General features: G+C 65.3%; 21 protein-coding genes and 4 pseudogenes. 13 read left to right on the top strand and 12 right to left on the bottom strand.

All coding sequences use genetic code 11. The features are described from left to right. A pseudogene (locus E4V01_RS26410) lies at window positions 1-163 on the top strand (HlyD family type I secretion periplasmic adaptor subunit); the annotation flags it as partial. 71 nt (window positions 164-234) lie between these two features. Here the strand turns inward: E4V01_RS26410 and E4V01_RS24120 are convergent. Both E4V01_RS24120 and traA read right to left on the bottom strand, forming a co-directional pair. Beyond that, window positions 235-990: a DUF6118 family protein gene (locus E4V01_RS24120; protein WP_135300118.1), complete on the bottom strand. Its 756-nt coding sequence runs from the start codon at window positions 988-990 to the stop codon at window positions 235-237. Between the two features lie 11 nt (window positions 991-1,001). Next, entirely contained in the window at window positions 1,002-4,367 is a 3,366-nt protein-coding gene (gene traA, locus E4V01_RS24125; RefSeq protein WP_135300119.1) for a Ti-type conjugative transfer relaxase TraA, read from the bottom strand. A 194-nt stretch (window positions 4,368-4,561) separates the two neighbouring features. Here traA and E4V01_RS24130 point away from each other — a divergent pair, with 194 nt between their 5' ends. From E4V01_RS24130 to E4V01_RS24140, 4 genes are read left to right on the top strand one after another with little or no spacing between them, the layout of a single operon-like run. Next, window positions 4,562-4,756, top strand: coding sequence for a hypothetical protein (locus tag E4V01_RS24130; RefSeq protein WP_135300120.1), 195 nt, complete (start codon window positions 4,562-4,564; stop codon window positions 4,754-4,756). Window positions 4,757-4,759: 3 nt separating this feature from the next. Further along, entirely contained in the window at window positions 4,760-4,891 is a 132-nt protein-coding gene (locus E4V01_RS26615; protein WP_256371274.1) for a hypothetical protein, read from the top strand. A gap of 17 nt (window positions 4,892-4,908) precedes the next feature. Further along, window positions 4,909-5,367: an AAA family ATPase gene (locus tag E4V01_RS24135; protein ID WP_060772608.1), complete on the top strand. Its 459-nt coding sequence runs from the start codon at window positions 4,909-4,911 to the stop codon at window positions 5,365-5,367. A 52-nt stretch (window positions 5,368-5,419) separates the two neighbouring features. Next, window positions 5,420-5,761 carry a mobilization protein gene (locus E4V01_RS24140; protein ID WP_135300121.1) on the top strand — a complete coding sequence of 114 codons (342 nt, stop codon included), beginning with the start codon at window positions 5,420-5,422 and terminating at the stop codon, window positions 5,759-5,761. Here E4V01_RS24140 and E4V01_RS24145 read toward each other — a convergent pair. After that, entirely contained in the window at window positions 5,728-6,081 is a 354-nt protein-coding gene (locus E4V01_RS24145; RefSeq protein WP_135300122.1) for an HU family DNA-binding protein, read from the bottom strand. The genes E4V01_RS24140 and E4V01_RS24145 overlap by 34 nt on opposite strands. 383 nt (window positions 6,082-6,464) lie before the next feature. Between E4V01_RS24145 and E4V01_RS24150 the strand changes: the two genes are divergently transcribed. Then, complete coding sequence (locus tag E4V01_RS24150) at window positions 6,465-7,229, top strand: metallophosphoesterase (protein ID WP_135300123.1); 765 nt, start codon at window positions 6,465-6,467, stop codon at window positions 7,227-7,229. Window positions 7,230-7,316: 87 nt separating this feature from the next. Here the strand turns inward: E4V01_RS24150 and E4V01_RS24155 are convergent, their stop codons facing one another. From E4V01_RS24155 to E4V01_RS24165, 3 genes are all read right to left on the bottom strand, one after another. After that, window positions 7,317-8,030: a GntR family transcriptional regulator gene (locus E4V01_RS24155; protein WP_245517686.1), complete on the bottom strand. Its 714-nt coding sequence runs from the start codon at window positions 8,028-8,030 to the stop codon at window positions 7,317-7,319. A 564-nt stretch (window positions 8,031-8,594) separates the two neighbouring features. Then, entirely contained in the window at window positions 8,595-8,885 is a 291-nt protein-coding gene (locus E4V01_RS24160) for a type II toxin-antitoxin system RelE/ParE family toxin (protein ID WP_135300125.1), read from the bottom strand. After that, window positions 8,878-9,147 (bottom strand): type II toxin-antitoxin system ParD family antitoxin, encoded by a 270-nt coding sequence (locus tag E4V01_RS24165; protein WP_060772598.1) that lies wholly within the window; start codon window positions 9,145-9,147, stop codon window positions 8,878-8,880. Before E4V01_RS24165 ends, E4V01_RS24160 begins: the two co-directional genes overlap by 8 nt. Window positions 9,148-9,403: 256 nt before the next feature. On the opposite strand from E4V01_RS24165, the gene E4V01_RS24170 reads away from it, so the two are divergent. Continuing rightward, entirely contained in the window at window positions 9,404-10,090 is a 687-nt protein-coding gene (locus tag E4V01_RS24170; RefSeq protein WP_060772599.1) for a ParA family protein, read from the top strand. Next, window positions 10,090-10,455 (top strand): stability/partitioning determinant, encoded by a 366-nt coding sequence (locus E4V01_RS24175; RefSeq protein ID WP_135300126.1) that lies wholly within the window; start codon window positions 10,090-10,092, stop codon window positions 10,453-10,455. The genes E4V01_RS24170 and E4V01_RS24175 overlap by 1 nt, the downstream gene beginning before the upstream one ends. Window positions 10,456-10,912: 457 nt before the next feature. Here the strand turns inward: E4V01_RS24175 and E4V01_RS24180 are convergent, their stop codons facing one another. The 6 genes and pseudogenes from E4V01_RS24180 to E4V01_RS24205 all read right to left on the bottom strand — a co-directional run. Continuing rightward, window positions 10,913-11,869 carry a tyrosine-type recombinase/integrase gene (locus E4V01_RS24180; protein WP_135300127.1) on the bottom strand — a complete coding sequence of 319 codons (957 nt, stop codon included), beginning with the start codon at window positions 11,867-11,869 and terminating at the stop codon, window positions 10,913-10,915. Next, window positions 11,866-12,099 carry a hypothetical protein gene (locus E4V01_RS24185; protein WP_135300128.1) on the bottom strand — a complete coding sequence of 78 codons (234 nt, stop codon included), beginning with the start codon at window positions 12,097-12,099 and terminating at the stop codon, window positions 11,866-11,868. Before E4V01_RS24185 ends, E4V01_RS24180 begins: the two co-directional genes overlap by 4 nt. A 262-nt stretch (window positions 12,100-12,361) precedes the next feature. Further along, a complete protein-coding gene (locus tag E4V01_RS24190; RefSeq protein ID WP_135300129.1) occupies window positions 12,362-13,381 on the bottom strand; it encodes a hypothetical protein in 1,020 nt (339 codons plus the stop codon). An 89-nt stretch (window positions 13,382-13,470) separates the two neighbouring features. Further along, complete coding sequence (locus tag E4V01_RS24195; protein ID WP_135300130.1) at window positions 13,471-13,917, bottom strand: hypothetical protein; 447 nt, start codon at window positions 13,915-13,917, stop codon at window positions 13,471-13,473. 4 nt (window positions 13,918-13,921) lie between these two features. After that, window positions 13,922-14,089, bottom strand: a pseudogene (locus E4V01_RS24200) (helix-turn-helix domain-containing protein); the annotation flags it as partial. 2 nt (window positions 14,090-14,091) lie between these two features. Continuing rightward, a pseudogene (locus tag E4V01_RS24205) lies at window positions 14,092-14,472 on the bottom strand (hypothetical protein); the annotation flags it as partial. A 173-nt stretch (window positions 14,473-14,645) separates the two neighbouring features. On the opposite strand from E4V01_RS24205, the gene E4V01_RS24210 reads away from it, so the two are divergent. The 5 genes and pseudogenes from E4V01_RS24210 to E4V01_RS24235 all read left to right on the top strand — a co-directional run. Beyond that, window positions 14,646-16,037, top strand: a complete 1,392-nt coding sequence (locus E4V01_RS24210) for a 3' terminal RNA ribose 2'-O-methyltransferase Hen1 (RefSeq protein ID WP_135300131.1) — start codon at window positions 14,646-14,648, stop codon at window positions 16,035-16,037. Beyond that, window positions 16,034-18,631 (top strand): polynucleotide kinase-phosphatase, encoded by a 2,598-nt coding sequence (locus E4V01_RS24215; protein WP_245517687.1) that lies wholly within the window; start codon window positions 16,034-16,036, stop codon window positions 18,629-18,631. Before E4V01_RS24210 ends, E4V01_RS24215 begins: the two co-directional genes overlap by 4 nt. Window positions 18,632-18,780: 149 nt before the next feature. Then, window positions 18,781-19,362, top strand: coding sequence for a tetratricopeptide repeat protein (locus E4V01_RS24220; RefSeq protein WP_135300132.1), 582 nt, complete (start codon window positions 18,781-18,783; stop codon window positions 19,360-19,362). Window positions 19,363-20,266: 904 nt separating this feature from the next. Next, a complete protein-coding gene (locus tag E4V01_RS24230; RefSeq protein WP_193763295.1) occupies window positions 20,267-20,656 on the top strand; it encodes a barstar family protein in 390 nt (129 codons plus the stop codon). A 104-nt stretch (window positions 20,657-20,760) separates the two neighbouring features. After that, a pseudogene (locus E4V01_RS24235) lies at window positions 20,761-21,042 on the top strand (transposase); the annotation flags it as partial. Window positions 21,043-21,312 lie beyond the last annotated feature (270 nt).

A 21,312-nucleotide genomic window follows, 5' to 3' on the forward strand; every position in this document is an offset into this window, starting at 1 on the left:
ACGCATCCGCATCCGCGAGGACCAGAAGGAGCGGCTGAAGGGCCTGCGGCTGGTGCCGGGCATGCCGGTCGAGTCCTTTACCCAGATCGGCGAACGCTCCGTCCTGTCCTATCTCACCAAGCCGCTCACCGATCAGATCGCCAAGGCTTGGAAAGAGCGGTGACCGCGAGAAGCTGAGAGCCTCTCCGGCTACAACCTCAGGACCCGCTCACCGCATTCCAACCGAGTGTGAAACTACTGCACCGGCACATTGATCGTGCAGCGCTGCTCCTTGCCGGCCTTCGCTGCCGCCTCCCGGCACCCCGACAACACTTCCCGGTTCGCCTTGACCAAGCTGGATGCGTCCACGATCGCCTGCCACCCCCCCGCGCTGCCCGACTGCATCAGCGCCGCTCCGGCCCGCCAGCGGTCGGAACTCAGCACGGTGGCGGCGACGCTCATCTCAACCGGGCCCGGCAGCACCCGCGGCAGGAACAACACCGCCAGGACCCCGGCCAGGAAGGTCGCCCCACCGACACCGCCGAGCCACAGGTTCTGCCGCCGCCGCTCCCGCACGCCCTCGACATGCGCCGCGAGCTGGCCCCGCACACGCTCCATGTCCTTTGTCTGCCGCTCCAACCCCTGCACGGCCATCTGCACGAGCCCTTCGGCGCGGCTCTCCATCACCCGGGCGTAGTGCTCCGCGCTGTGGCGCAGCAGCGGCGACTGTTCCACCGCCCGCAGCCGCTCGCCCACCGTCGCGAGCCCCTGGGTCAGCCGGGCGAGGTCGGTCCCGTAATCGACCACCGCGCCCTGCCGCTCGAACCGGTCGAAGGCCGCCTCCACCCCGCGGCGGATCACACTCATCTCCCCGCCGAGATCGGTTGCCAGCCCCTCCACCGTCGCCCGCAGCGCCGCGAAGGCCGCGCTCGCCTCGTCGCCCGCCGCGTCGGCATCCGTGAACTCCGGGTCCGGGTTCCGGCCGCCGCCGCGATCGTCGTCGTTTCGCATACCGTCCTCTCTCACAACCCCAAGCCGAGCCCCTGGCCGCGGCTGCGCGCCAGCGCGCGTTGCCGCTCCTGCACCGACAGCGCGAGCCCGAGTTCCCGCCGACGCGGACTCAGCACCGCCGTCACCTCCGGATCACGCTCCAGCGTCTCGCCCATCGCCCGGATCTCACCCTCGACCTCGGCCCGGGCCTCACGGTGCTGCCAGCCCTGCAGCGCCGCGCGCCGCCCCTGCAGATCCTGCCAACGCTGCACGAAGCGCTCCGCCCGCACGGACGGGTCGGCCAGCGCCACGCGCTCCCGCTCCAGCCCGGCCGCGAGCCGCTCCGCCCGCTCCGGGCCAGCGAGCCCCGCCATCGCCCCCGCCGTCTCCGGATCGTGCATCAGCGCCGAGCGCAGCAAGGCGTGCGATCCCGGCCGCACTGCGTCCAGCGCTTCCCCCGCCGCCGCCAGCTCGCGCGTCTGCGCCTCCAGCACCGGCAGGCCCTCGCGCCTGTGCCGCTCGGCGCTGCCGCTGGCGCGGGCGTAGCGGTCGAGCGCCGCCTCGAACGCCGACAGCGGCCGCAGGCGCGCCGCCAGACGCTCGCGCTCCGCAGCCGCGGCCGGCCGCCGTGCCTCCACCCGCTCCGAGGCAGCCCGGCGGCCGGCATCGCGCTTCAACCCGTCGAACATCCCCCGCTTGCGGGGGGCGAGCCTCTGCCCCTCCGGCTCGACCGGCGCACCGTGCCCGGACGCGGGTTGCCCGGTGGGCGTGCCGCGCCCGAGCTTCAGCCCCGCGAACAGGCCGCGCCGGGGCTGCCGGGTCGCACCCGCCGCGCCCCGGTCGTGCACGGTCTCCGGATCGGACGGCACCCCGAAGGGCTCCAGGGTCCGCCCCCGCGCGGCGCTGGGCTCCGCCCCTGGCTCCCTGCGGACTGCAATCCCGCTCCGGATGCCGAGCATCGCCGCGATCCCCCGCCGCTCGGCGAAGCCCTGCATCGCTCCCTCGGCGTCCGGCCCCGCCGCGTCCATCTCCGGGTAATCCAGCGTCGTCGCTTTCGCCCCCGAGCGCGACAGCCGCGCCTCCAGTCCACGATAAGCCGGCGACGCCCCCCCCTCGGCTTGGCTGTGGGTCCGCCCACCCTCACCGGCGGCCAAGCCCTCAAACTCCTCCGCCGACGCGTACAGCTGCGCCGCGTCCCGGTGTCGGGTCATCGCCACGTAGGTCAGGTGCCGGTCCATCGTGCCCGACGCCAGCACGAACGCCCGGTCCACCGTCGCCCCTTGCGTCTTGTGGATCGTCGTCGCGTAGCCGTGGTCGATCGCCGGGTAGTCGGCCACCGGTACGCTCACCCGGCGCTCTTCCCCGTCCCGGCCGGCGCCATCGAGCCGGGCCGTCAGTCGCCCGTCCTCGGCTCGCTCCACCGTGCCGAGCATCCCGTTCTTCACCCCGAGCGTCCGGCTGTTCTCCAGGAACACGATCCGGTCGCCGGGCGCGAACGCCCGCGCGCCGTCGTTGGTCCGGTACGTCCGCTCCCCGGCCTCCTCGCCCCGGGCCAGCGCACCCCGCTCCTGGAGCGCGCCGCGGATCTCGGCGTTGAGACCCCGCACGTCCGCCCGGCGGTGCGCCATCGCGACCCGCGTCCCCTCCGGCCGCGCCTCCCGGTCCGCGAGGTAGTCGCGCACCACCGCCCCGCGTGCCGCCTCGCCATTCGCCGCGAACACGATCGCGCCGTGCGCGCGGTATGCGGCCAGACCCTCGTCCGTGCGGTGCGTGGCGAACGCCACCGACGCCGTCCGCTGCCAGCTCTCCCGCTGCCGGCGGATGTCCGACAGCTCCGCGTGCCCGATCCGCTCGGCGATCGCCCGGAACGGCGCCCCCGCCCCGATCGCCTGAAGCTGCTCGTGGTCGCCCACCAGCACCAGCTTCGCGCCCGCCCGCTCCGCCTCGGCCACGAACCGCGCCAGCTGGCGCGAGCCCACCATCCCGGCCTCGTCGATCACCAGAACATCGCCCCGGCCGAGCCGCCCGTGCCCGTTGTCCCAGCCGAGCGACCACGAGGCCAGCGTGCGGCTGGCGATGCAGGAACTCTCCTCCAACCCCTCCGACGCCTTGCCCGACAGGGCCGCCCCGTACACCCGGTAGCCTTGGCGCTCCCACGCCTCCCGCGCTGCGGCCAGCATCGTGCTCTTGCCGGCCCCGGCGAACCCGACCACCGCCGCGATCCCCTCCGGTCCGGTGACGTGTCCGATCGCCCGGCGCTGCTCCGGCGACAGCCCGGCGGTGGCCTCCCCCGTGCTCGCCCGGATCGCCGCATCCTGCCGCGCCATCGCGCCCTCGACATGCCGCCGATCGGCGCCGTGCCGCCGCGCCGCGTGCATTCGCTCGGCCGCCTCCGCCATGCCGGTTTCCAGCGCCACCATCTCGCGCGTCGCATACCGCGCCGGCTGCACCTCGCCCGTGCCCGGGTCCGTGCGCTCCGGCTGGAGTTCCACCAGCGCGGGCGAGGCCATCACCGCGGCGAACGCGTTCCGGAACGTCTGCGCGTCGCCGTCGAGATACCGGTGCAGCGTCCGCGCGATGTCCCGCCGGTCGAACACGCTTCTCTCCTCGGTGATGAGCGCGAGCACCGTATCTGGCCGCGCGCGGATCGCCGCCGCGTTGCGCTCCGCCGCCTCCGCATCGAGCCGGCCGCGTGTGACCTCCCGCCCGCGCCGTTCCATCCGGGTCGCATGCACCCCCATGTGCTGCGTCGGTACGATCTCCAGGCCGCGTTCGGCGTAGCTGCGACCGTCGATCCGCAGGTCGTGTCCCGCCCGTGCTAGATGCGCGTTTGCCATCTGCTCCCAGCTCCGGCGCAGCTCCACCAGTTGCACCGTCGTGCTCGGCAGGCCCTGTGCCGCCAATGCACGGTTCTCCAGTTCGCAATCGGCCTTCGCGCCCAAGCCCTCCGTCGTGACCCGCCGTGTCGTCGCGAGAAGGTGGGCGTGATGGTTGCGGGCGTCGGTCTCGCCGTGCGGCGTGTGGATCGCCACATCCACCGCCACGCCGTAGCGATCCGCGACCGCCCCGGCGAACTCGAGTGCCAGCGCGACACGCGCCTCGGGCGACAGCTCATGTGGCAGCGCGATCTCGTATTCCCGCGCCACGCGAGCATCCTTGCGCTTCTCCGCCGCCTCGGCCGCGTTCCACAGGGCCGAGCGGTCCTTGGCCCATTCGGCCTGCGCGTCCTCCGGCAGCACGATCTCGGTATGCGTGACCCCGTGCCGGCCGGTGTAGTCGTGCACCTGTCCGTCGCGCCGGTTCTCCAGCCGCTCGGCACTGCGGTAGGCTGCCGACGCTACAGCCGAGCGGCCAGAGGCACGCGAGACCTGCTTCATGCTGAGATGGTAGATCGCCAAACGACCGCGCCTCCACGAGCTTGACCGTAGCACCGCCCTGAGTTGCACAGCAACTCGCAAGTGCGCCCTTCTGGTCTCCTTCGCTGCGCTCCCTCGTCCATCAGGTGTGGCGCTCCGCGCCGGACCGAACCCCTGGTTGATTTCGGATCGAGCTCGGCTATTCTCCGCCGCCAAGCTCATGCCAGGAGAACCCGGTGCGGCTCTCGATCCTGACCTTCATCGTCTTCACTCTGAACGGGGCGATCGACAGCGGACGCTACGATACGCTCGCGATCGGGGAGGTGCGTGAGGCCATCCAGGCCGGGACGATCTTCTCGTTCCTGAAGACCAAGATCGGTCACGACATCGATCTCTCCATCTTCGCCTCAGATGCGGGCGCCGAGGCCTAACTGATGGGCGAGTGGCAGGACATGGAAAACGCCGTCGACGCGCGGCGGAAGTTCGGGGTCGAGCATCGCGGTTTGCCGCTGCTCGTCGCTTTCCTGCTCGAAGGCATCCAGCGCCGTGCCAGGGCGGGAACCTGACGGCCTCGAACCGCCGTATGATCATCGACCCCGACCATTTCCTCGAAACGGCCGCCGGACGCCTCTGGACCCCGGAGCGCAATCTCCAGGCTTGGGCCACCGCCTTCGCCGTACTCGATGCTGCGCTCGCCGCGGCCGTTTCGCCCGCGGACGTCATCGTCGTGTGCGGGGTGCAGGGTTCGGGCAAGAGTACCTGGACCCGCACGACGGCGGGGGAGCGGCCGGCCGCGATCCTCTTCGATGCGGCCCTACCGGGCCGCCGACACCGTCGGCCCATCATCGAGGCGGCACGGCAGCATGGTGCCCGCGTGTCGGCCGTCTGGATCGACGTACCGCTCGTCGTAGCCCTGAACCGGAACGCGGCCCGATCGCACGACAAGGCCGTGCCGGAAGCCAGCTTGCGTACTGTGTTCGAGCGCTTCGAGCCGCCCTCCCGCGAGGAGGGTTTCGACGAGATCCGCATCGTGCGACCGTGACGTTCCAGGGCCGTCACGAACGCGATCCCGCAACCGACCGAACGGAGACCCCGTGGCCCGCAAGACGATCGAACAGCGCCTCGCCCAGCTCGATGCGCAACGTGCCGCTCTCAAGGCGCGCCAGTCCAAGCAGGACCGTGCCATCGACACCCGTCGCAAGGTCCTGCTCGGCGCCCTCGTTCTTCAGCGCCTGGAGGCGGGTCACGATCCCGCCTTCACCCAGCGCCTCACCGACTGGCTTCGCCGTGAGCTGCCGGGCTTCCTCACCCGCGAGGCCGACAAGGCGCTGTTCGCCGATCTGATCGGCTCGGAGACGATCCCGGAAGCGGCCTCCGTTCGCAGCGAGCCGGCGGCGATCTCTCAGCCTTCGGGTGAGGCCGGCGAGGCCGCCTGACGCGGCTCGCGATGGGGCGCTCGTGCAGCGACGCCTCCGGTCTCGCCCTGGAGCCTGAGACGCATTTCCTTGCCCGACCGGAACACCGGAGCCGTCTTCGCCTCGACCGACACGGCCGCACCGCTGCGCAGGTTGCAGCCCTGTCGTGCCTGCCGATGCTTGACCGAGAACACCCCGCAGCCGCGCAGCTCGACCCAGTCGCCACGCTCCAGCGCCGCGGTGATCGTGTCGAGGATCGTGTTCACCACCACCTCCACGTCGCGGGCGTACAGGTGCGGGTTCTGCTCGGCGATGCGCAGGATCAGTTCGGACTTGATCATACCGGTGTCCGAGCACGCCGGCCGACCCGCGGCAAGCCCGGTGCCGGCGCGGCAACCTGGGATCACCCGTCCACGCCATGCCGCTACGGTAGAGGGCCATTCTTCCGGCTCTCGACCGGAAGCTTTGGTCCGACGAGACGAAGGGCGTGGGGGCTGAAAGAACCCTTCGCCTCGCCGGTACTCCCCGGCGCGAACACCAGGGCCACGCTGGCATCTGGGGCAGGACCACGAACGGTCAAGCTTACCCGGATCGCACCCAATCAGCGGAAACGCCGACAGCCCGGCGCCGGTGATCAATCGGGTCGGCCCCAATGGATTCGGCTCCCTAAGGGTAGGGACGCTTCATAGCGCCCCGGACCGCACCGCATCGCCTGGGAGGCCCCTTGGCCAAGCTCTGGATCCTGTCCGACCTCCACCTCGAGAGCCTGCCCTATCCGGACAACTTCCGCCCCGACCCGCCAGGCTTCGACGTGCTGGTGGCGGCCGGCGACATCTGGGAGGGCGATCCCGGCCGCGGCTTCGCGGTGCTGCGCCGGCTCGCCGGCGACAAGCCGGTGGTGTTCGTGATGGGCAACCACGAGCACTGGAACGGCATCGTCGACGAGGATCTCGCCCTGGCACCCGTGCTCGCGGCCCGGGACGGCATCACCCTGCTCGACGGCGGTTCTGCCAGCCTGGCCGGATGCCGCTTCATCGGCACCACCCTGTGGAGCGACTACCGGCTTGCCGGCGAGCTCGATCCCGCCACGCCGACCGGCGAGCCGATCGACATCGCCCACGACGCGCACGGCGGCAGCCACCTCATCACCATCGGTGACGCCGCCGCCCTGCACCGCCGGGCCCGGGCCGCGCTGAGCGCGGCAATGGACGCGCATGACGGCACTCAGCCCCTGGTCGCGGTCACCCACCACGCCCCGCATCCGGACTGCATCGCGCCTGCACAGCGCGGCACCTGGAACGCCGGCAACTCGGCTTCCGACCTGTCGGCACTGACCGATTCCGGCCGCGCCGCCCTGTGGGTGCACGGGCACGTTCATCACAGCCTCGACCTGACCCGGCCCGGCGGCACGCGCCTCCTCTGCAACCCGGCCGGAGCCGGCTTCGCCAACCTCGCCTTCGACGAGAACCGGGTGATCGCGCTGGCCTGAAACCGGCCACTCCGCGCGAGGCCGGCCGTTCGGCAAAGCGGACGCCGGCGCTCGCGCGCATGTTGCTCACGCATGGCCGCGACGGCTCTACCGCCCGCGCCGATTCCGGATCGCCCTCTGTGTCGAAGGTCGCCCGCTGCCCCTCGGCAGCCCTTGCGACGGTTGTTTTGGTCTTGGAATCCACAGGGAGAGAACTTCAGTAGCCGTGCCCTTCGCGGATTTGCACCCTCCCCCCTCGGACACCGGGGCCGGCGCCTCCTCCTTCCGCTTGCGGGTGAGCCGGAGCCAGGCCGTCCACTCGGCCGAGACGATGCGCACCACGTTGGTGTCGTTGCGCCAGCCGGTGATGCGCCGCTCCTCCACCGTGAGGAGCCCGAGCCGCACCGCCTCGCGGATGGCATTGCGCACCGTGGTCTCGGACACGCCGGCGAGGGCCGCCAGGTTGCCGATCGCCAGCCGGCAGTCCTTGCGCCGCACGCTCTCGGCCGCCACCAGCGCCAGCACCGCCTGCTCGGCCAGGCTGAAGCGCGCGGCCAGGGCCGGCGGCAGCCGCCCCGAGGCCGCCCAGCGGCGGCGGCGCTCGAGGCTGGCATCCGTGCGCGGCCGGGAGCCGACATGGCGCGGTGGTGCCGCCTTGAGCGGCTCCGGTCCCTCGGCCGCGGCGCGCGTGACCGGCAGCGCCATCCTGGCCTCGATCAGGCCGGACAGCTCCTCCGCCGTCGCCTCGCTCACCGCGCCCGCGGCAAAGGCCTTCCACAAAGCGGCCGTCACGTCCGGCAACGCGACGCGCGGCGCGCTCATCGCCTGACGGCGGATCTCCTCGGCAAACATCGGTCCCGCACCTCTGCAAGGCGCGCGGCAGGGCTCACGCGCCTTGGCGGGCGTGTGGGCATCCAGGCAAAGCGAGACCGCTCGCGAAAGTTGGCGCTTTCGCTTGACGCCCTGGGGCGCTCATGAGACTGTCGGGATTGAAACTTGACCCCGCCGGTCCCTATGTGATCGGTCCACGGCCTCGAAGGTTGGCGCCTTCGGGGCCGTTGCTTTTTCAGGCTTCTACCGCGTCGGTTTCGCTCCTGACGGCGTCGAGAACGCCGAAACGTCGACCGTGGCGGCTCGGGGAGATTCGGTCAACCGCCGAGCCTGCCTGGGCCGGAAGTTAATGAGACATTGCCGACCCATGCCTATCAGACTCGATGTCTAAGCATCCGGTTTGCGGCGAGGGTGCAAAAGCGCAGGGTCTCTGCGGCATCGGCACCGGGCCCTTGGCCCTGCCCCTTCCCATGCCGCCTGACGCAGCCCGGCATGGAGAGACGCCAGAGATGCGCAACCGTATTTGGTAGCTACTAGATAGCTATACGGTATCCATCACAGCGAAAGCCGCCGGACGCTCCTGCCGTGGACGACTGCTAGGATCAGGACGCCGTCCGGTGCCTCTTCGTAGAGGATGACGTGCGCGCCGCATTCGTGGCGCCGGACCCCTGCCCCGATCGTCGCCGCAGCCCGACCCATGCGAGGATTATCGGCCAGGAGCTGAAAGGCGTGCTCCAGAATGCCCTGATAGTGCTCGGCCTGGGCCATCCCAAATTCGGTGAGACCGTAGAGGAACACGTCGAGGATGTCGGCGTCGGCGCGGACAGTGAGCTGGTAGCTACCCACGCGACGCGCCCCGAGCGCTCGCAATCTCCTTGGCCTCGGCCAAGATGTCAGGAACGCTGCGGCGGCTGATGCCACTGGCGCGGGAGTCGTCCACGATGCGGCGGAGATCGTCGATCGTCAGTTCGGGGTGGGCCCGGCGCTCGCGGTCGCGGCGCACGAGGTCGCGCACATAGTCGCTCGTGCTGGCATAGTCGCCCTGCCGGATCTGGGCCTCGATCCATTCCTTCATGGGATCGGGCAGGGAAATCGTCATCGTCGCCATGGGGCACCTCCTACTCCAAGCGTAACAGGAATATGAATTTTTCACAAATATTCTTATTTCCGCATTGGGGCCTCGAGCTGAAAACATCCCACTCACGTTCAGTTACTAGATAGCTAACTGGTAGCTACTAATTAGCTATCTAGTATCTTACTGCTAGTCGATAGCTATGTGCTATCTCAACGGTAGCCGTTAGCTATCTGTTATCCTTTCAGATATTAATTCGCTCCGCCACGCTTGCCCGACCGAGGAATTGGCCATGCCTGTCATTGCCTTCGCCAACCCCAAGGGGGGAGCCGGAAAGACCACTACGGCGCTGCTGCTCGCGACCGAGCTGGCCGCGAAAGGAGCCGCCGTCATCGTAATCGACGCCGATCCGGAGCGGTGGATCTCACAATGGGCGAAGCTGCCGGGCAAGCCGGACGGCATCCGCATCGTAGCCGACGTGACTGAGGAGAGCGTCGTCGATGCGATCGAGGCCGCGGAAGAGGAAGCGCAGTTTGTGATCGTCGATCTTGAGGGCACGGCGTCCCTCATGGTGTCGAACGCAATCGGCATGGCGGACCTCGTGGTGATCCCAATCCAGGGATCGAGCATGGACGCCAAGGGTGGGGCCAAGATGCTCCGGCTGATCCGGAACCAGGAGAAGATGTCCCGCCGCAAGATCGCCCATGCGGTGGTCCTGACGCGCACCGGTGCGGCGATCACGTCGCGCGCGCTTCGGAACGTGGCCGAGCAGTTGAGGGCAGGGGGGATCGACATCTTCGCGACGCCGATCGTCGAGCGCGCGGCCTACCGCGATCTCTTCGACTATGGCGGCACGCTGGGCGGTCTTGACCGCGCGCAGGTCAGCAACCTCGACAAGGCAATCCAAAACGCCCGAGAGTTCACCGGCGAGGTCGTGGCTCGTCTCAAGGCGATTGCCGCTGAAAGGCAGGCAGCGTGATGAGCACAAAGGAACGCGCACCGCTCGGTTTCGGCGACGAGCTTGAAAATTTCGACCCGGCCGCCTTCGCCAAGCCGAAGCGGGCAGCGAACGACAAGCCGAAACCGGAGGAGGCGAAGAAGGCGGCGGAGGCCGCAGGCTTCCGGAGCCGCGAGCCGATCAAGGCAGCGGCTCTTCCGGAAGAGTCTACTGCGCCTCTCAGAAGACGTAGAACAGGCCGTAATGTCCAGTTCAATATTAAGACGAAGGCTGAGACAATTGAGGCGTTTACGCGCATCGCGGATGCCAATGGTTGGGGCCTCGGTGAAACGTTTGAGCGTGCAACGGAGCTTCTGGAGCGGGAACTGGCTACCGCTCGCAATTAGCTGACGACCTTGACAGAGCAAACCGATCCGCGCTGAGCGCAAGTGGTCCGCTGTCCTGCCCCCTGGAGGAGGTTAAATGCGAGGAGTTCAGCCATGTCCAATGGTCGAGATAAATATTAGTCCAGAGAGAACCGCGCACGTGTTCGCGATCTATTTCTTCGCGAATGGGATCCTATAGGTCTTTTTCAAGATGGCCCGACAGACTGCCCAGATGACGAGTATGACGTATACGTCAGCAAGGCCTATGTTATGCTTATGGATGAGCATGCTGGTGAAGAAGAAATTTCCGAATATTTGTATTGGGTAGCGACTGAATATATTGGCATGTCAAACTTAAATACACAAAGATCCCGAAGCGAACGAACGGCAAAAATTTTGATCTCAATGCGACCAACTTTTGGCGCTCACTGAGATTGACTCGCTTAGCATTCGGTGCGGGGGGGTCTGGAGCATTGCATCAAATCAGGATGCGCTCGATCTCGTCCAGGTTCACCTCGTCGGAGCGCCGGTCGTAGAGTTGCGTGGTCCGGGTCGAGGCGTGGTTGGCGATGGCGGCGGCGCGTTCGAGCGTGCCGCCGTTTCTGAGGTAGGCGGTGATGCCGGTGGCCCGGAAGGTATGGTTGCCGATCCGGGTGGCGATGTCGGCCGCCTTCGCCCGCCGCTGTACCATCGCATAGGCGTTGGCGGCGGGGAGGGCGGTCCGGGTCAGTTCGGCAGTCCCGCGCCGGATCGTCCTAAACAGCGGCCCATCGCCGTCGCCGGCGATGCCGGTCCCGTCCAGGTAGGCGTGCAGGTAGGTTTCCAGGTTGTGGTGACAGGGCAGGTCCACCGCCTTGCCGCCCTTCTCGTGCAGCCGAACCCACAGGCGGCGGTTCTGCACGTACACGTCCTCGACCCGCATGGCGGTGGCCGCGCCGATCCGGGCGAAGGTGTAGACCATCAGCCCGATCAGTGCCCGGTCGCGCAGACCGATGGGCGTGCTCACGTCGATGGCATCGAGGATCGCGCGGGCCTCGTCCGGCGCGAGCACGGGCGTCTTGCCCCGTTTGACGACATGCTTCGGCCCCCGCACGGCGCTGGCCGGGTTGAACGGCAGCACACCGCCGGTCGCCAGCCAGTCGAACATCATCCGGATCGCGGCCAAGCGCTGCTTGACCGTGGGGGCGCTGTGGCTGCGCCCCAGTTCCTCGACGTAGGCGGCGATATGGATTGAGCTGACGGCGGCGATCGAGAGCAGGCCGTGCCGTTCCAGCCAAGCGCAGAACTCGCCCACCGCCTTGACGTAGGCGCGGCGGGTGTTGGGGTTCCTGATCTGCGCCGTGAAGAATTCAAGGAAGCGGTAGGCGGCGCGGTCGCCCGCCGCTGCCACGAGGGCAGGGGCGGGGAAGCTACCGAGGGTGGCGAGCTGGTTCACACTTTCAGCCCAGCGGCGCGAGCAGCCTGCTCAAGCTCATTGCCCATCCGCTGCATCGCCCCACGCACCGCTTCTTCCGCCGCAAAGAGGCGATCCCACCGCTCCTGTGGGATGCTGATAGGAGCACCGGCCAAATTGCCCATGTGGTCAGTCAACCTGTTAAGCTCGTCTTGCCACTGGCCCTGCAGCTCATGGAGACGGCTGAGCTTCTTACGTTCCTCGTCGGTCATCGGATGCGCTATTCCTATAGGTGATAAAAAACATTATCATATATATGATAGGTCTACACGCTCCTCCTACAAGGAGGGACACTTCATGCCTCAGGCCTGATAGACGAGACGCTTAGATAGCAGCGAGGGATTCGGTCGTGGGAGTTCTTGTAACGAGGCCTGCTTAGCATACCGCTGAAGCAAACTTTTTCTGGACCGTTTCCCCGTCAGGCCGCTTGAAGTACCCACTCGCTGGTATTCTTGCTGGATCAGCTATTGTGAGTCAAAAGCCCCCCAACGCAGCAGCCCTTTGCGACCCAAGGTCCAACAAAATGTTACGACGTTGCTGCTCGTCCATATAGATATCCAGATTTCTACTGCGTATTACTTCAGTCGCTGGGGGAAATCCACCCCCCGGAACAATCAAACGACTTGCAATATAGGCTGGGTCTTTTGGATCTTCAGACGGCAGTGCCATACCGATTAAAACTTCGTGAACGTCGGATCGCGTGGAGGTCGATATTAAACCAGCATTTGCCAACTGCATCGCTTTTCCCAACGAACTCAAGGTAATCTTTGGCCCCGCCGTTCCAGAATTTAGCGTCGTGAACTGCAAAGTCCTTGAAAATAGCTGAATTTTATCTTTTCCCGGATTTGCTGACAGCGAATCATATTCATTCAGCTCAAGAAAATCATCGATAGCTTCGGACATTCCAATCTCACCGGTGATTGGATAGATAGGATCAGGCAATGTTGAAAATTGACCGCAGCCAGGGCTAGAAATCACCTGCTGAAATGTCTTCCTGACCCTGAAATTGCTGGTATTCTGGCGCTTTCTATCATTACTAGTTTTTATGTTAAACGATGTTTGACTCAGAACGATTCCGTCCGCGAGATTTATATCCGTAGAATTTTTGTTCTCTTCATAAATTATAAATGTGCAATCGAGATAAAGGAGATATTTACTGTATTTTTCTAAAAGCAACCTCGTTCTATCCTCAAACCTGTGATCATCTTTCAACTTGGAAAATCGGCCGACATCTTCGTAAAGGTTTCTAATCCATAGATCTTTCAAACGCTGTGGAGCTGTCCGATCGCCCAAAATAAGCTTTTTGACTTGGTATTTTAGACTGTCCTGCGCTTCGCAATTGATTTTCCTAACGATCGATTTGGTGTCCAGGGCTGTAACATCTTCAGGCAATGGCTGGATAGAGCACCCGGCAAACATACCTGTCGTCGCCGCGACAAGCGCAACACGGACGTTCCGTGCTAGCCCATCTACCCATTGCATCTTGAAGCCCATAATAACGATCGTCTAGGGAGTGGAAGAATATCTAATTTGAACCAATACTGTCTGTAGTAATTATATCACATTCCGATACATGGCGTTTGCTAAGGTGTATATCGGAACGGGTATGGCCCTAGAAACAGATCCCCCAACGCCTTCCGATGCCGGTAGGTGACCCAGCGCTGGCGCAGGTGCTCGGTCCGGTCGTGCAGGATGTGGCAGCGCTGGCATAACGCTTTCAGATTCTTGGGGTCGTTGTTGCCCGGATCGTGGTCGAGGTGGGCGCAGGCCAGATAGACGCGTGTGGTCTCGATCACCGTGCCGGCGGGCATGCATTCCAGCGGCACCAGCTTGAGCGGGCGCCCCGTGCCACTGCGCCAGGTCTGTGCCGCCGCGTCCCAACAGCGGCCATATCCCAAGTGAAACAACAGCTGCCCATGGGGCCGGCCGCAGCCCTCGCAGCAGCCCTTCGCCCGCCCGAAGCGGATCACGTCCGACAGCTGCGCCCAGTCGATCGGGTAGAAAAAGCGGTTCTCCGGGCGGATCGGCATCGCGTCAGCCCTCCGCCCGCGCCTGGCTGCGCGCCCGCGCCTGCGGGAAGTAGAGGTAGAAGGTCTTGCGGCTGACGCCGAGGCGCTTGGCGATCTCGGCCACCGGGATGGTGCCGGCGGCGAGCATCGCGCGGCCTGCCTCTAGGTCGGCATCGGTGAACTTACGCGGGCGGTGAAGCGCGAACGCTTGGGTTTGTCGCCGTCCACGTCGGGCAGCCGGCTGATGCCATGGCGTTGAAGGCAGCGGTGCAGCGACGAGCGGGTCAGGTGCGGAAGGGTGGGCTGGAGCGCATAAAGGCAGTCGTCCAACGGAAGAAGGGTATGCCGCCGGAAGGCGACGACCATGGCTTCCTCCTCCGGACGCAGGACGGTGGAGCGCGCTTCCTTCGGTCCCATGCGCGCGTCCGCTGACGTCTCCCGGCCGCGCCACTTCTGCGCGGTGGTCGGGCTGATGCCGTAGCGCTTGGCGGCGGCTCTCACGCTCTCTTGACGAGCTTGGATTGCCCGACGGATCGCCTCAGTCGTCGTGGCGCTGCCGTGGAGAACCTGTCCCATAGCGCGTCCCTCAATGCGGTCTCAGGCGTACCACCACACAAGGGGACTGAACAGCTAGCTTCAGAACGAGGGCAACCCAGGGGGCAAGGTCAATCAGCCATCCAGGATAGCCCCCTCTCGCAGGTCGAAGAGCGACGCGCTACACAACCAACCGTTTTCCTTGCGAGTGTCCCGTGTTCCTCTCCATCGCCACATCGCACCAGCCTGCGACCGACCTCGGATTCCTCCTGCACAAGAACCCAGAGCGCGTGCATGAAATCGACCTCGGCTTCGGGCAGGCCGTGATGTTCTATCCTGAGTCGACCGCGCAGCGCTGCGAGTTCGCGATCACGCTCGACATCGATCCCATCGCTCTGGTCCGAGGCCGCCAAGGCAAGGGCGACGGATTGCTGGACCAGTATGTGAACGACCGCCCCTATGCGGCCTCGTCGTTCCTGAGTGTCGCGATCGCACGTGGTATCCGCGAGGCCATGGCGGGCCGGAGCCGTGAGCGACAGGCTCTTGCCGACCGGGCGATCCCGCTCGTGGCGGAGGTCACGCCGCTCCCGGTGCGCGGGGCGACGGAACTCGTGGGACGGCTGTTCGAACCCCTCGGTTACGACGTCGCCGTCACGCGGCATCGTCTCGATCCGGAGAGGCCGGATTGGGGTGAGGCTCCCTATGTGACGCTTCGGCTGTCCGGCACCGCGCGCCTCTCCGACCTCCTGACGCATCTCTACGTGCTGATGCCGGTTCTCGACGACCGGAAGCACTATTTCGTCGGTGAGGACGAACTGCAGAAGCTGCTGGCGCGGGGAGAGGGCTGGCTCGCAGCCCATCCCGAGCGCGACCTCATCACGGCCCGCTATCTCAAGCGGCGGGGTTACCTGATCAAGGCGGCGCTGGCCCAACTCGTCCCGGACGAGGCGGGACCGGAAGGGCAGCTCGATCCTTCGCGGGGCGACGTGGCCGAGACCGTCATCGAGCGTCCGCTTCGTCTGCACGAGCGGCGGCTGGACCGCGTGGCCGAGCTGATCGCGCAGACGGGGGCCGAGCGGGTGCTCGATCTCGGCTGCGGCGACGGCAAGCTGATCGCGCGCCTCATACGTAATCCGGCCATCGCGGATATCGTCGGGGTCGAGGTGTCCAGCCAGGAACTGGCCCGTGCCGACGCTCGGTTCGCCGACCTGCCGGCGGTACAGAAGCGTAAGCTGATGCTCCTGCAGGGCTCGCTCATCTATCGCGACACGCGCCTGCGCGGCTTCGAGGCCGCTGCCCTGGTCGAAGTGATCGAGCATTTCGAGCCGGATCGGCTTCCGCATCTCGAACGCGCGTTGTTCGGGGATGCGCGTCCCGCGACCGTGATCGTCACCACGCCGAACCGCGATCACAACGTGCTGTTCGAGGGGTTGGCCGCCGGATCGTTCCGGCATCCCGACCATCGCTTCGAATGGGGCCGTCGGGAATTCCGGGACTGGGCGCAGCGCGTCGCCGCGGAGCATGATTACGGCGTCCGCTTCGAAGGGGTCGGAGACGAGCATCCGGAATTCGGTGCGCCCGGACAACTCGCGGTGTTCGCGCGATGAGCGACGCGACGGCCCCCATGGCGGGACGGCAGATCGCCGTTCCCGAGTTCTCGATGATCGTCCTCATCGGGGCATCGGGTTCGGGGAAATCCAGCTTCGCGCGCCGCCACTTCCGGCCGACCGAGGTCGTCTCGTCGGACACCTGTCGCGGCCTCGTCGCCGACGACGAGAACGACCAGGCGGCCACACCGGACGCCTTCGCATTGCTCCAGACCATCCTGGAGCTGCGCCTCAAAGGCCGCCGCCTCGTGGTCGTCGATGCCACCAACGTGCGGCCGGAGGATCGCAAGAAGCTCGTCGAGGTCGCGCGCCGTTTCCATGCGCTCTCGGTCGCCATCGTGCTCGATCCCGGCGAGGATGTCTGCCGCAGCCGCAATGCCGATAGGCCGGACCGTGCGTTCGGGCCCCATGTCGTCCGCAACCAGATGTCGGCGCTCCGTCGCGGGCTGCGCGGGCTGGCGCGCGAGGGCTTCAGGCAGGTCCACCATCTGAAGTCGGCCGACGAGATCGACGGCGCCGCGGTGAGCCGCCAGCGCCTGTGGACGGACCGCCGCGACGAGACCGGCCCGTTCGACATCATCGGCGACGTGCATGGCTGCGCCGACGAACTGGAGGCCCTGCTGGCCCGGCTCGGGTACGGGATCGAGCGCCGCGAGGAGGCTGGCGAGCCGCGCTATCAGGTCACCGCCCCGGTCGGCCGCAAGGCCGTCTTCGTCGGCGACCTCGTGGATCGCGGACCGCGCGTGGCGGACAGCCTGCGCCTCGCCATGGACATGATCGAAGGCGGCGTCGCCCTCTGCGTCCTCGGCAACCACGAGGCCAAGGTCGAGAAATGGCTGGACGGCCGCGACGTGAAGGTCGCGCACGGGCTTCAAGCCACCATCGACGACCTCGCCCGGCAGGGCGACGCCTTCCGGGCACGGGCGAAGGGCTTCATCGGCGGCCTCGTCAGCCATTATCTGCTGGATGGCGGCCGGCTCGCGGTCGCCCATGCCGGCATCAAGGAAGAAATGCAGGGCCGCGCCTCCGGCACGATCCGGGGCTTCTGCCTGTTCGGCGAGACGACGGGCGAGACCGACGTGTTCGGTCTGCCCGTCCGACAGAACTGGGCAGCCGAGTATCGCGGAAGCACGAAGGTCGTCTACGGCCACACGCCCGTGGTCGAGGCAGCTTGGCTCAACAACACGCTCTGCATCGACACGGGCTGCGTGTTCGGCGGGGGGCTCACGGCCTTGCGCTACCCCGAGATGGAGATCGTCTCCGTCCCGGCGGCGCGGGTCTATTCCGAGCCGGCGCGACCGCTCGCCTCCGGCGCCCCGGCGCCCGGAGCGATCAGCCAACAGGCCGAGCTGGACGATCTCCTCGACCTCGCCGACGTGTCGGGCAAGCGGATCATCACGACCCGGCTCCAGCCCTCCGTCACGATCCGCGAGGAGAACACGGCGGCGGCGCTGGAGGTGATGAGCCGCTTCGCCATCGACCCGAAGTGGCTGATCTACCTGCCGCCGACCATGTCGCCCTCCGAGACCTCGACGGAGGATGGCTTCCTGGAGCATCCCCGCGAGGCTTTCGACTTTTACCGCCGCGAGGGCATCCGCGAGGTCGTCGCCCAGGAAAAGCACATGGGGTCGCGCGCCCTCATGGTCGTTTGCCGTGACGCGGATGCCGCGCGTGCCCGCTTCGGGGTGACGAGCGGCGAGATCGGGGCCGTCTATACCCGCTCGGGCCGGGCCTTCTTCCACGATCCGGCACAGCGCGACGCGGTTCTTGCGCGGACGCGCGATGCGCTGGCCGTCAGCCGAGTGTTCGATGAGCTCGGGTCGGATTGGATGCTGCTCGATGCCGAGATCATGCCGTGGTCGGCCAAGGCGCAGGCGCTCATTGCCTCGCAATACGGTCCGACCGGCGCGGCCGCGCGGATTGGGCTCGGTGCGGCTCGGGATGCGCTCCAGCGTGCCGCCAGCGCAGGTCTCCCGCTGGACGCTCTGGCTGAGAAAACGGCCGGCCGCCTCGCCAGCGCGGAGGCCTATGCCTCTGTCGTGCGTCGCTACGCCTGGCCCGTGACCAGCATCGACGACCTGAAGATCGCGCCCTTCCATCTCTTGGCCAGCGAGAAACAGGTCCACAGCGACAAGCCACATTCCTGGCACATGGGGCAGCTTGTCCGGCTGGCCGAGGCCGACCCGCTCTTCAAGGCCACCCGCGTGCTCCCCATCGACCTCGACAGCGAGGCGGATGTCGAGCGCGGCATCCGTTGGTGGCTCGACCTGACGGCCGAAGGCAGCGAGGGGATGGTCGTGAAGCCGGGCGCGTTCCTGGCACGGGGCCGGCGCGGGGTGACGCAGCCCGCGATCAAATGCCGGGGCCGCGAATACCTGCGCATCATCTACGGCCCGGACTACGACAGCCCGAACCATCTCCACCGGCTCCGCCAACGCGGCCTCGGTGCCAAACGCTCGATGGCTTTTCGGGAGTTCGCACTTGGCCTGGAAGCCCTCGACCGTTTCATCGCGCGTGAGCCTCTCCGGCGCGTCCACGAATGTGTGTTTGGTGTCTTGGCGCTCGAGTCCGAGCCTGTGGATCCGAGGTTGTGATCGTACGATGACGCTTTCGGTGATCCGTCTGGGCTGGTCGGCTTTCACCAAATAATCAGGAGGCTCTCAATGACTGAAAAGTGCGCGGAGCTGAATGTCGGTTTCAGGATGCAGCCCAATGACGGATCTCCATCCTGAGTCGTCATTCCATGATTGATGCCGCCGCCGTGCAATCAACCTGTCCGCAAGGGGACCGTGTATCGGACACTCGGGCGGCAGCCGGTCACACCGGCGAAGGCGGCTTGATGATAGACACAAGTGCCCTCTTCCGGATCGGCGATGCCGCTGAAGAGGCGGGCAATCTCGCACACGCCCTCAAGGCTTTCGAGCGAGGTGCCGCTCTCGGCAATGTCGAATGTCTCTGTCGGTTGGCCTACCTGTTCGACACTGGCACAGGCGTCGAGGCCGATAAGGCTACGGCGATGCGGTTATATCAGCGCGCTTGGCGTAAGGAGCGAAACGTCGTGGCAGGATTAAACATCGCGATCCTTTATCGCGAGCGAAAGGACTGGCGAACGATGTTCCGCTGGTTCCAGCGCGTCTCGAATACCGGAGACGGAAGCTCGCAGCTTGACATGGCGAAATGTTATTTGAGAGGGCGGGAAGTACAGCGCGACGTGCAGGCTGCGGTCCGTTGCTTGGCTGCTGCCGAGAGTTCGGTTTTCATTTCTGAATATGAACGAGAATTAGCCCGACGGCTGCTGCGGAAGCTTCGCATTCGTTCCGTATAACTGACTTCGGTGCCGTTTGACGATATCCACCTACAGCGACTTTCCACCAAACCCGGCCGCGCCGAGTGCCATTTACCGCTGACAGGCGGTGCCAATCAGCGCTGACATTTACACGACGCGGCGCCACTGCGGCTTGTCAGAAAAACGTTCGTTTTATTTACATAATAACCATCCAAGACAGATCTAAACCCCCGAAGCCAGAGCCCGAGTTACCGGCTTACGAAAAGAGCCACGCCAGGGAGGATGGATGGAAAGCTGTTCGTGAGTGGAACGAACCTTACCACTCACAGAAATCCGTATGCTCGTGTCTGAGCCACGTACCACTGATCGCTCGAACATGAGGGCGCGTCACGGAGAGCTCGGCCATGAGCTGTCTCTCCAAAGTCACTCCGCCCTCGCGTCCATGAACCCTTCCGGCGAACCGGTAGTAGGATGCGTCGAACGACATGTATGGCCGGAGATGTACGAGCCGCTGGTCGTCGAGCGGCAGCCGTCCGCTGTCGAACGCTTGGCGGAGGATGTCCCGATCGGTTTGGGTGAGGAATGGCATCAGATCGAGGTTCGCACCCTCGGTACGTCCGAGTTGGATACCCTGGGCGCGCGTGACGACGGTCAGCCTCTCCTCCAGTCGGGCCGCGGTCGCACTCATTCTCGCGCAAGGCATGAAGAGTGCCCTCACACTCGGAAAGGTCTCGCCGCGACTGCGGGCTCGCCGGATCCGTCTGGATATTACACAGAGTGGGTACATCCTACACCTGGCCTTAATGGCGCTGGTCCTCAGCGCATTGTTTCAGGAAATGGTAGAGAACTGTTCTATACGCCCGATCATTACACGACATTCATTCGGCTGAGTCCATAAAAAGGAGGGGTCATGAGCAGATTATTTATATATAATAGAGATCACATGGTCGAAAATGATGGTAATGAGTCTTTATATTTCGTCCCATCTAAATTAAAAGATGAAGAAAGTTTGTATAAGTTTTTTCTATCAACTGGATTGCTCCCTGATTACTTTGGGTTTAACTGGGATGCACTTCTTGATTCACTCAGAGATCTTAGCTGGGTGAAAACCAAATCAGTGACCTTGATACATAGCGATATTCCATTTTTAAATGATAAGGAAATCTGCAATATATACTTGGATATTCTTCAAACTGCAGTAATGGATTGGAGGATGCCCGAAAATACCACGTTACTATACTTGCCTCCAGGATCTACTTATGTAAATCATGATTTCAGCGTAGTTTTTCCCCAAAATTGCGAAAGTGTTGTATCGGAAATTTTAGATGAATAATTATAATAACTGAAAACCGCAATTTGTATATTTCGCAAGTGATCCGCCCCATTGAAGTGGTCCGCCCTGAGGTATGGCCTGCGGGCCAGGACGAGGACGGATAGATGGGAACGACGAGGCACAAGCCGGAGGATGTGGTCGCCAAGCTGCGGCAGGCGGACGTGCTGATTGCGCAGGGCCAGAGCGTGGCCGACGTGATCCGCGCCCTCGGTGTGACCGAGGTGACGTACGACCGTTGGCGCAAGGAGTTCGGCGGCCTGAAGACGGATCAGGTCCGGCGGATGAAGGACTTGGAGATCGAGAACCAGCGGCTGCGCAAGGCGATTGCCGACCTGACGCTGGACAAGCTGATCCTGCAGGAGGCGGCTCGGGGAAACTTGTTCTCTATTCGGGGTTCATCGGTCAACTCCCCTGCGTGCTCATCCCTATCCAGTGCGTGAACGGTCCTGCGGAGTTCTTGCTTCTCTCCGAGGTCGGCGCGTGCCGCCTCATGATGGGATCAGAGGGAGTGGGCGGAGCCATCTAAGCCGCGCGCTCGGCAAAACCGGCGCTCGAGTTTCCTCGGTCTCACCCGCTCCGATCTGGGGCAACAACCGCCATCTGCCGGGCGAGGAGGTCTGGCTGGTGGGCGAGTGGGGCACCTCTGGCGAACGCAC

It is taken from the genome of Methylorubrum sp. Q1 (genome assembly GCF_004683995.1).
Classification (GTDB): Bacteria; Pseudomonadota; Alphaproteobacteria; order Rhizobiales; family Beijerinckiaceae; genus Methylobacterium.

Coding starts and splice junctions, on each gene's coding strand:
- E4V01_RS24165 (WP_060772598.1), bottom strand. CDS start 9,147: ATGGCGACGATGACGATTTCCCTGCCCGATCCCATGAAGGAATGGATC.
- E4V01_RS24230 (WP_193763295.1), top strand. CDS start 20,267: ATGGTCGAAAATGATGGTAATGAGTCTTTATATTTCGTCCCATCTAAA.
- E4V01_RS24185 (WP_135300128.1), bottom strand. CDS start 12,099: ATGACCGACGAGGAACGTAAGAAGCTCAGCCGTCTCCATGAGCTGCAG.
- E4V01_RS24170 (WP_060772599.1), top strand. CDS start 9,404: ATGCCTGTCATTGCCTTCGCCAACCCCAAGGGGGGAGCCGGAAAGACC.
- E4V01_RS24120 (WP_135300118.1), bottom strand. CDS start 990: ATGCGAAACGACGACGATCGCGGCGGCGGCCGGAACCCGGACCCGGAG.
- E4V01_RS24190 (WP_135300129.1), bottom strand. CDS start 13,381: ATGGGCTTCAAGATGCAATGGGTAGATGGGCTAGCACGGAACGTCCGT.
- E4V01_RS24135 (WP_060772608.1), top strand. CDS start 4,909: ATGATCATCGACCCCGACCATTTCCTCGAAACGGCCGCCGGACGCCTC.
- E4V01_RS24145 (WP_135300122.1), bottom strand. CDS start 6,081: ATGATCAAGTCCGAACTGATCCTGCGCATCGCCGAGCAGAACCCGCAC.
- E4V01_RS26615 (WP_256371274.1), top strand. CDS start 4,760: ATGGGCGAGTGGCAGGACATGGAAAACGCCGTCGACGCGCGGCGGAAG.
- E4V01_RS24175 (WP_135300126.1), top strand. CDS start 10,090: ATGAGCACAAAGGAACGCGCACCGCTCGGTTTCGGCGACGAGCTTGAA.
- E4V01_RS24195 (WP_135300130.1), bottom strand. CDS start 13,917: ATGCCGATCCGCCCGGAGAACCGCTTTTTCTACCCGATCGACTGGGCG.
- E4V01_RS24215 (WP_245517687.1), top strand. CDS start 16,034: ATGAGCGACGCGACGGCCCCCATGGCGGGACGGCAGATCGCCGTTCCC.
- E4V01_RS24220 (WP_135300132.1), top strand. CDS start 18,781: ATGATTGATGCCGCCGCCGTGCAATCAACCTGTCCGCAAGGGGACCGT.
- E4V01_RS24155 (WP_245517686.1), bottom strand. CDS start 8,030: ATGAGCGCGCCGCGCGTCGCGTTGCCGGACGTGACGGCCGCTTTGTGG.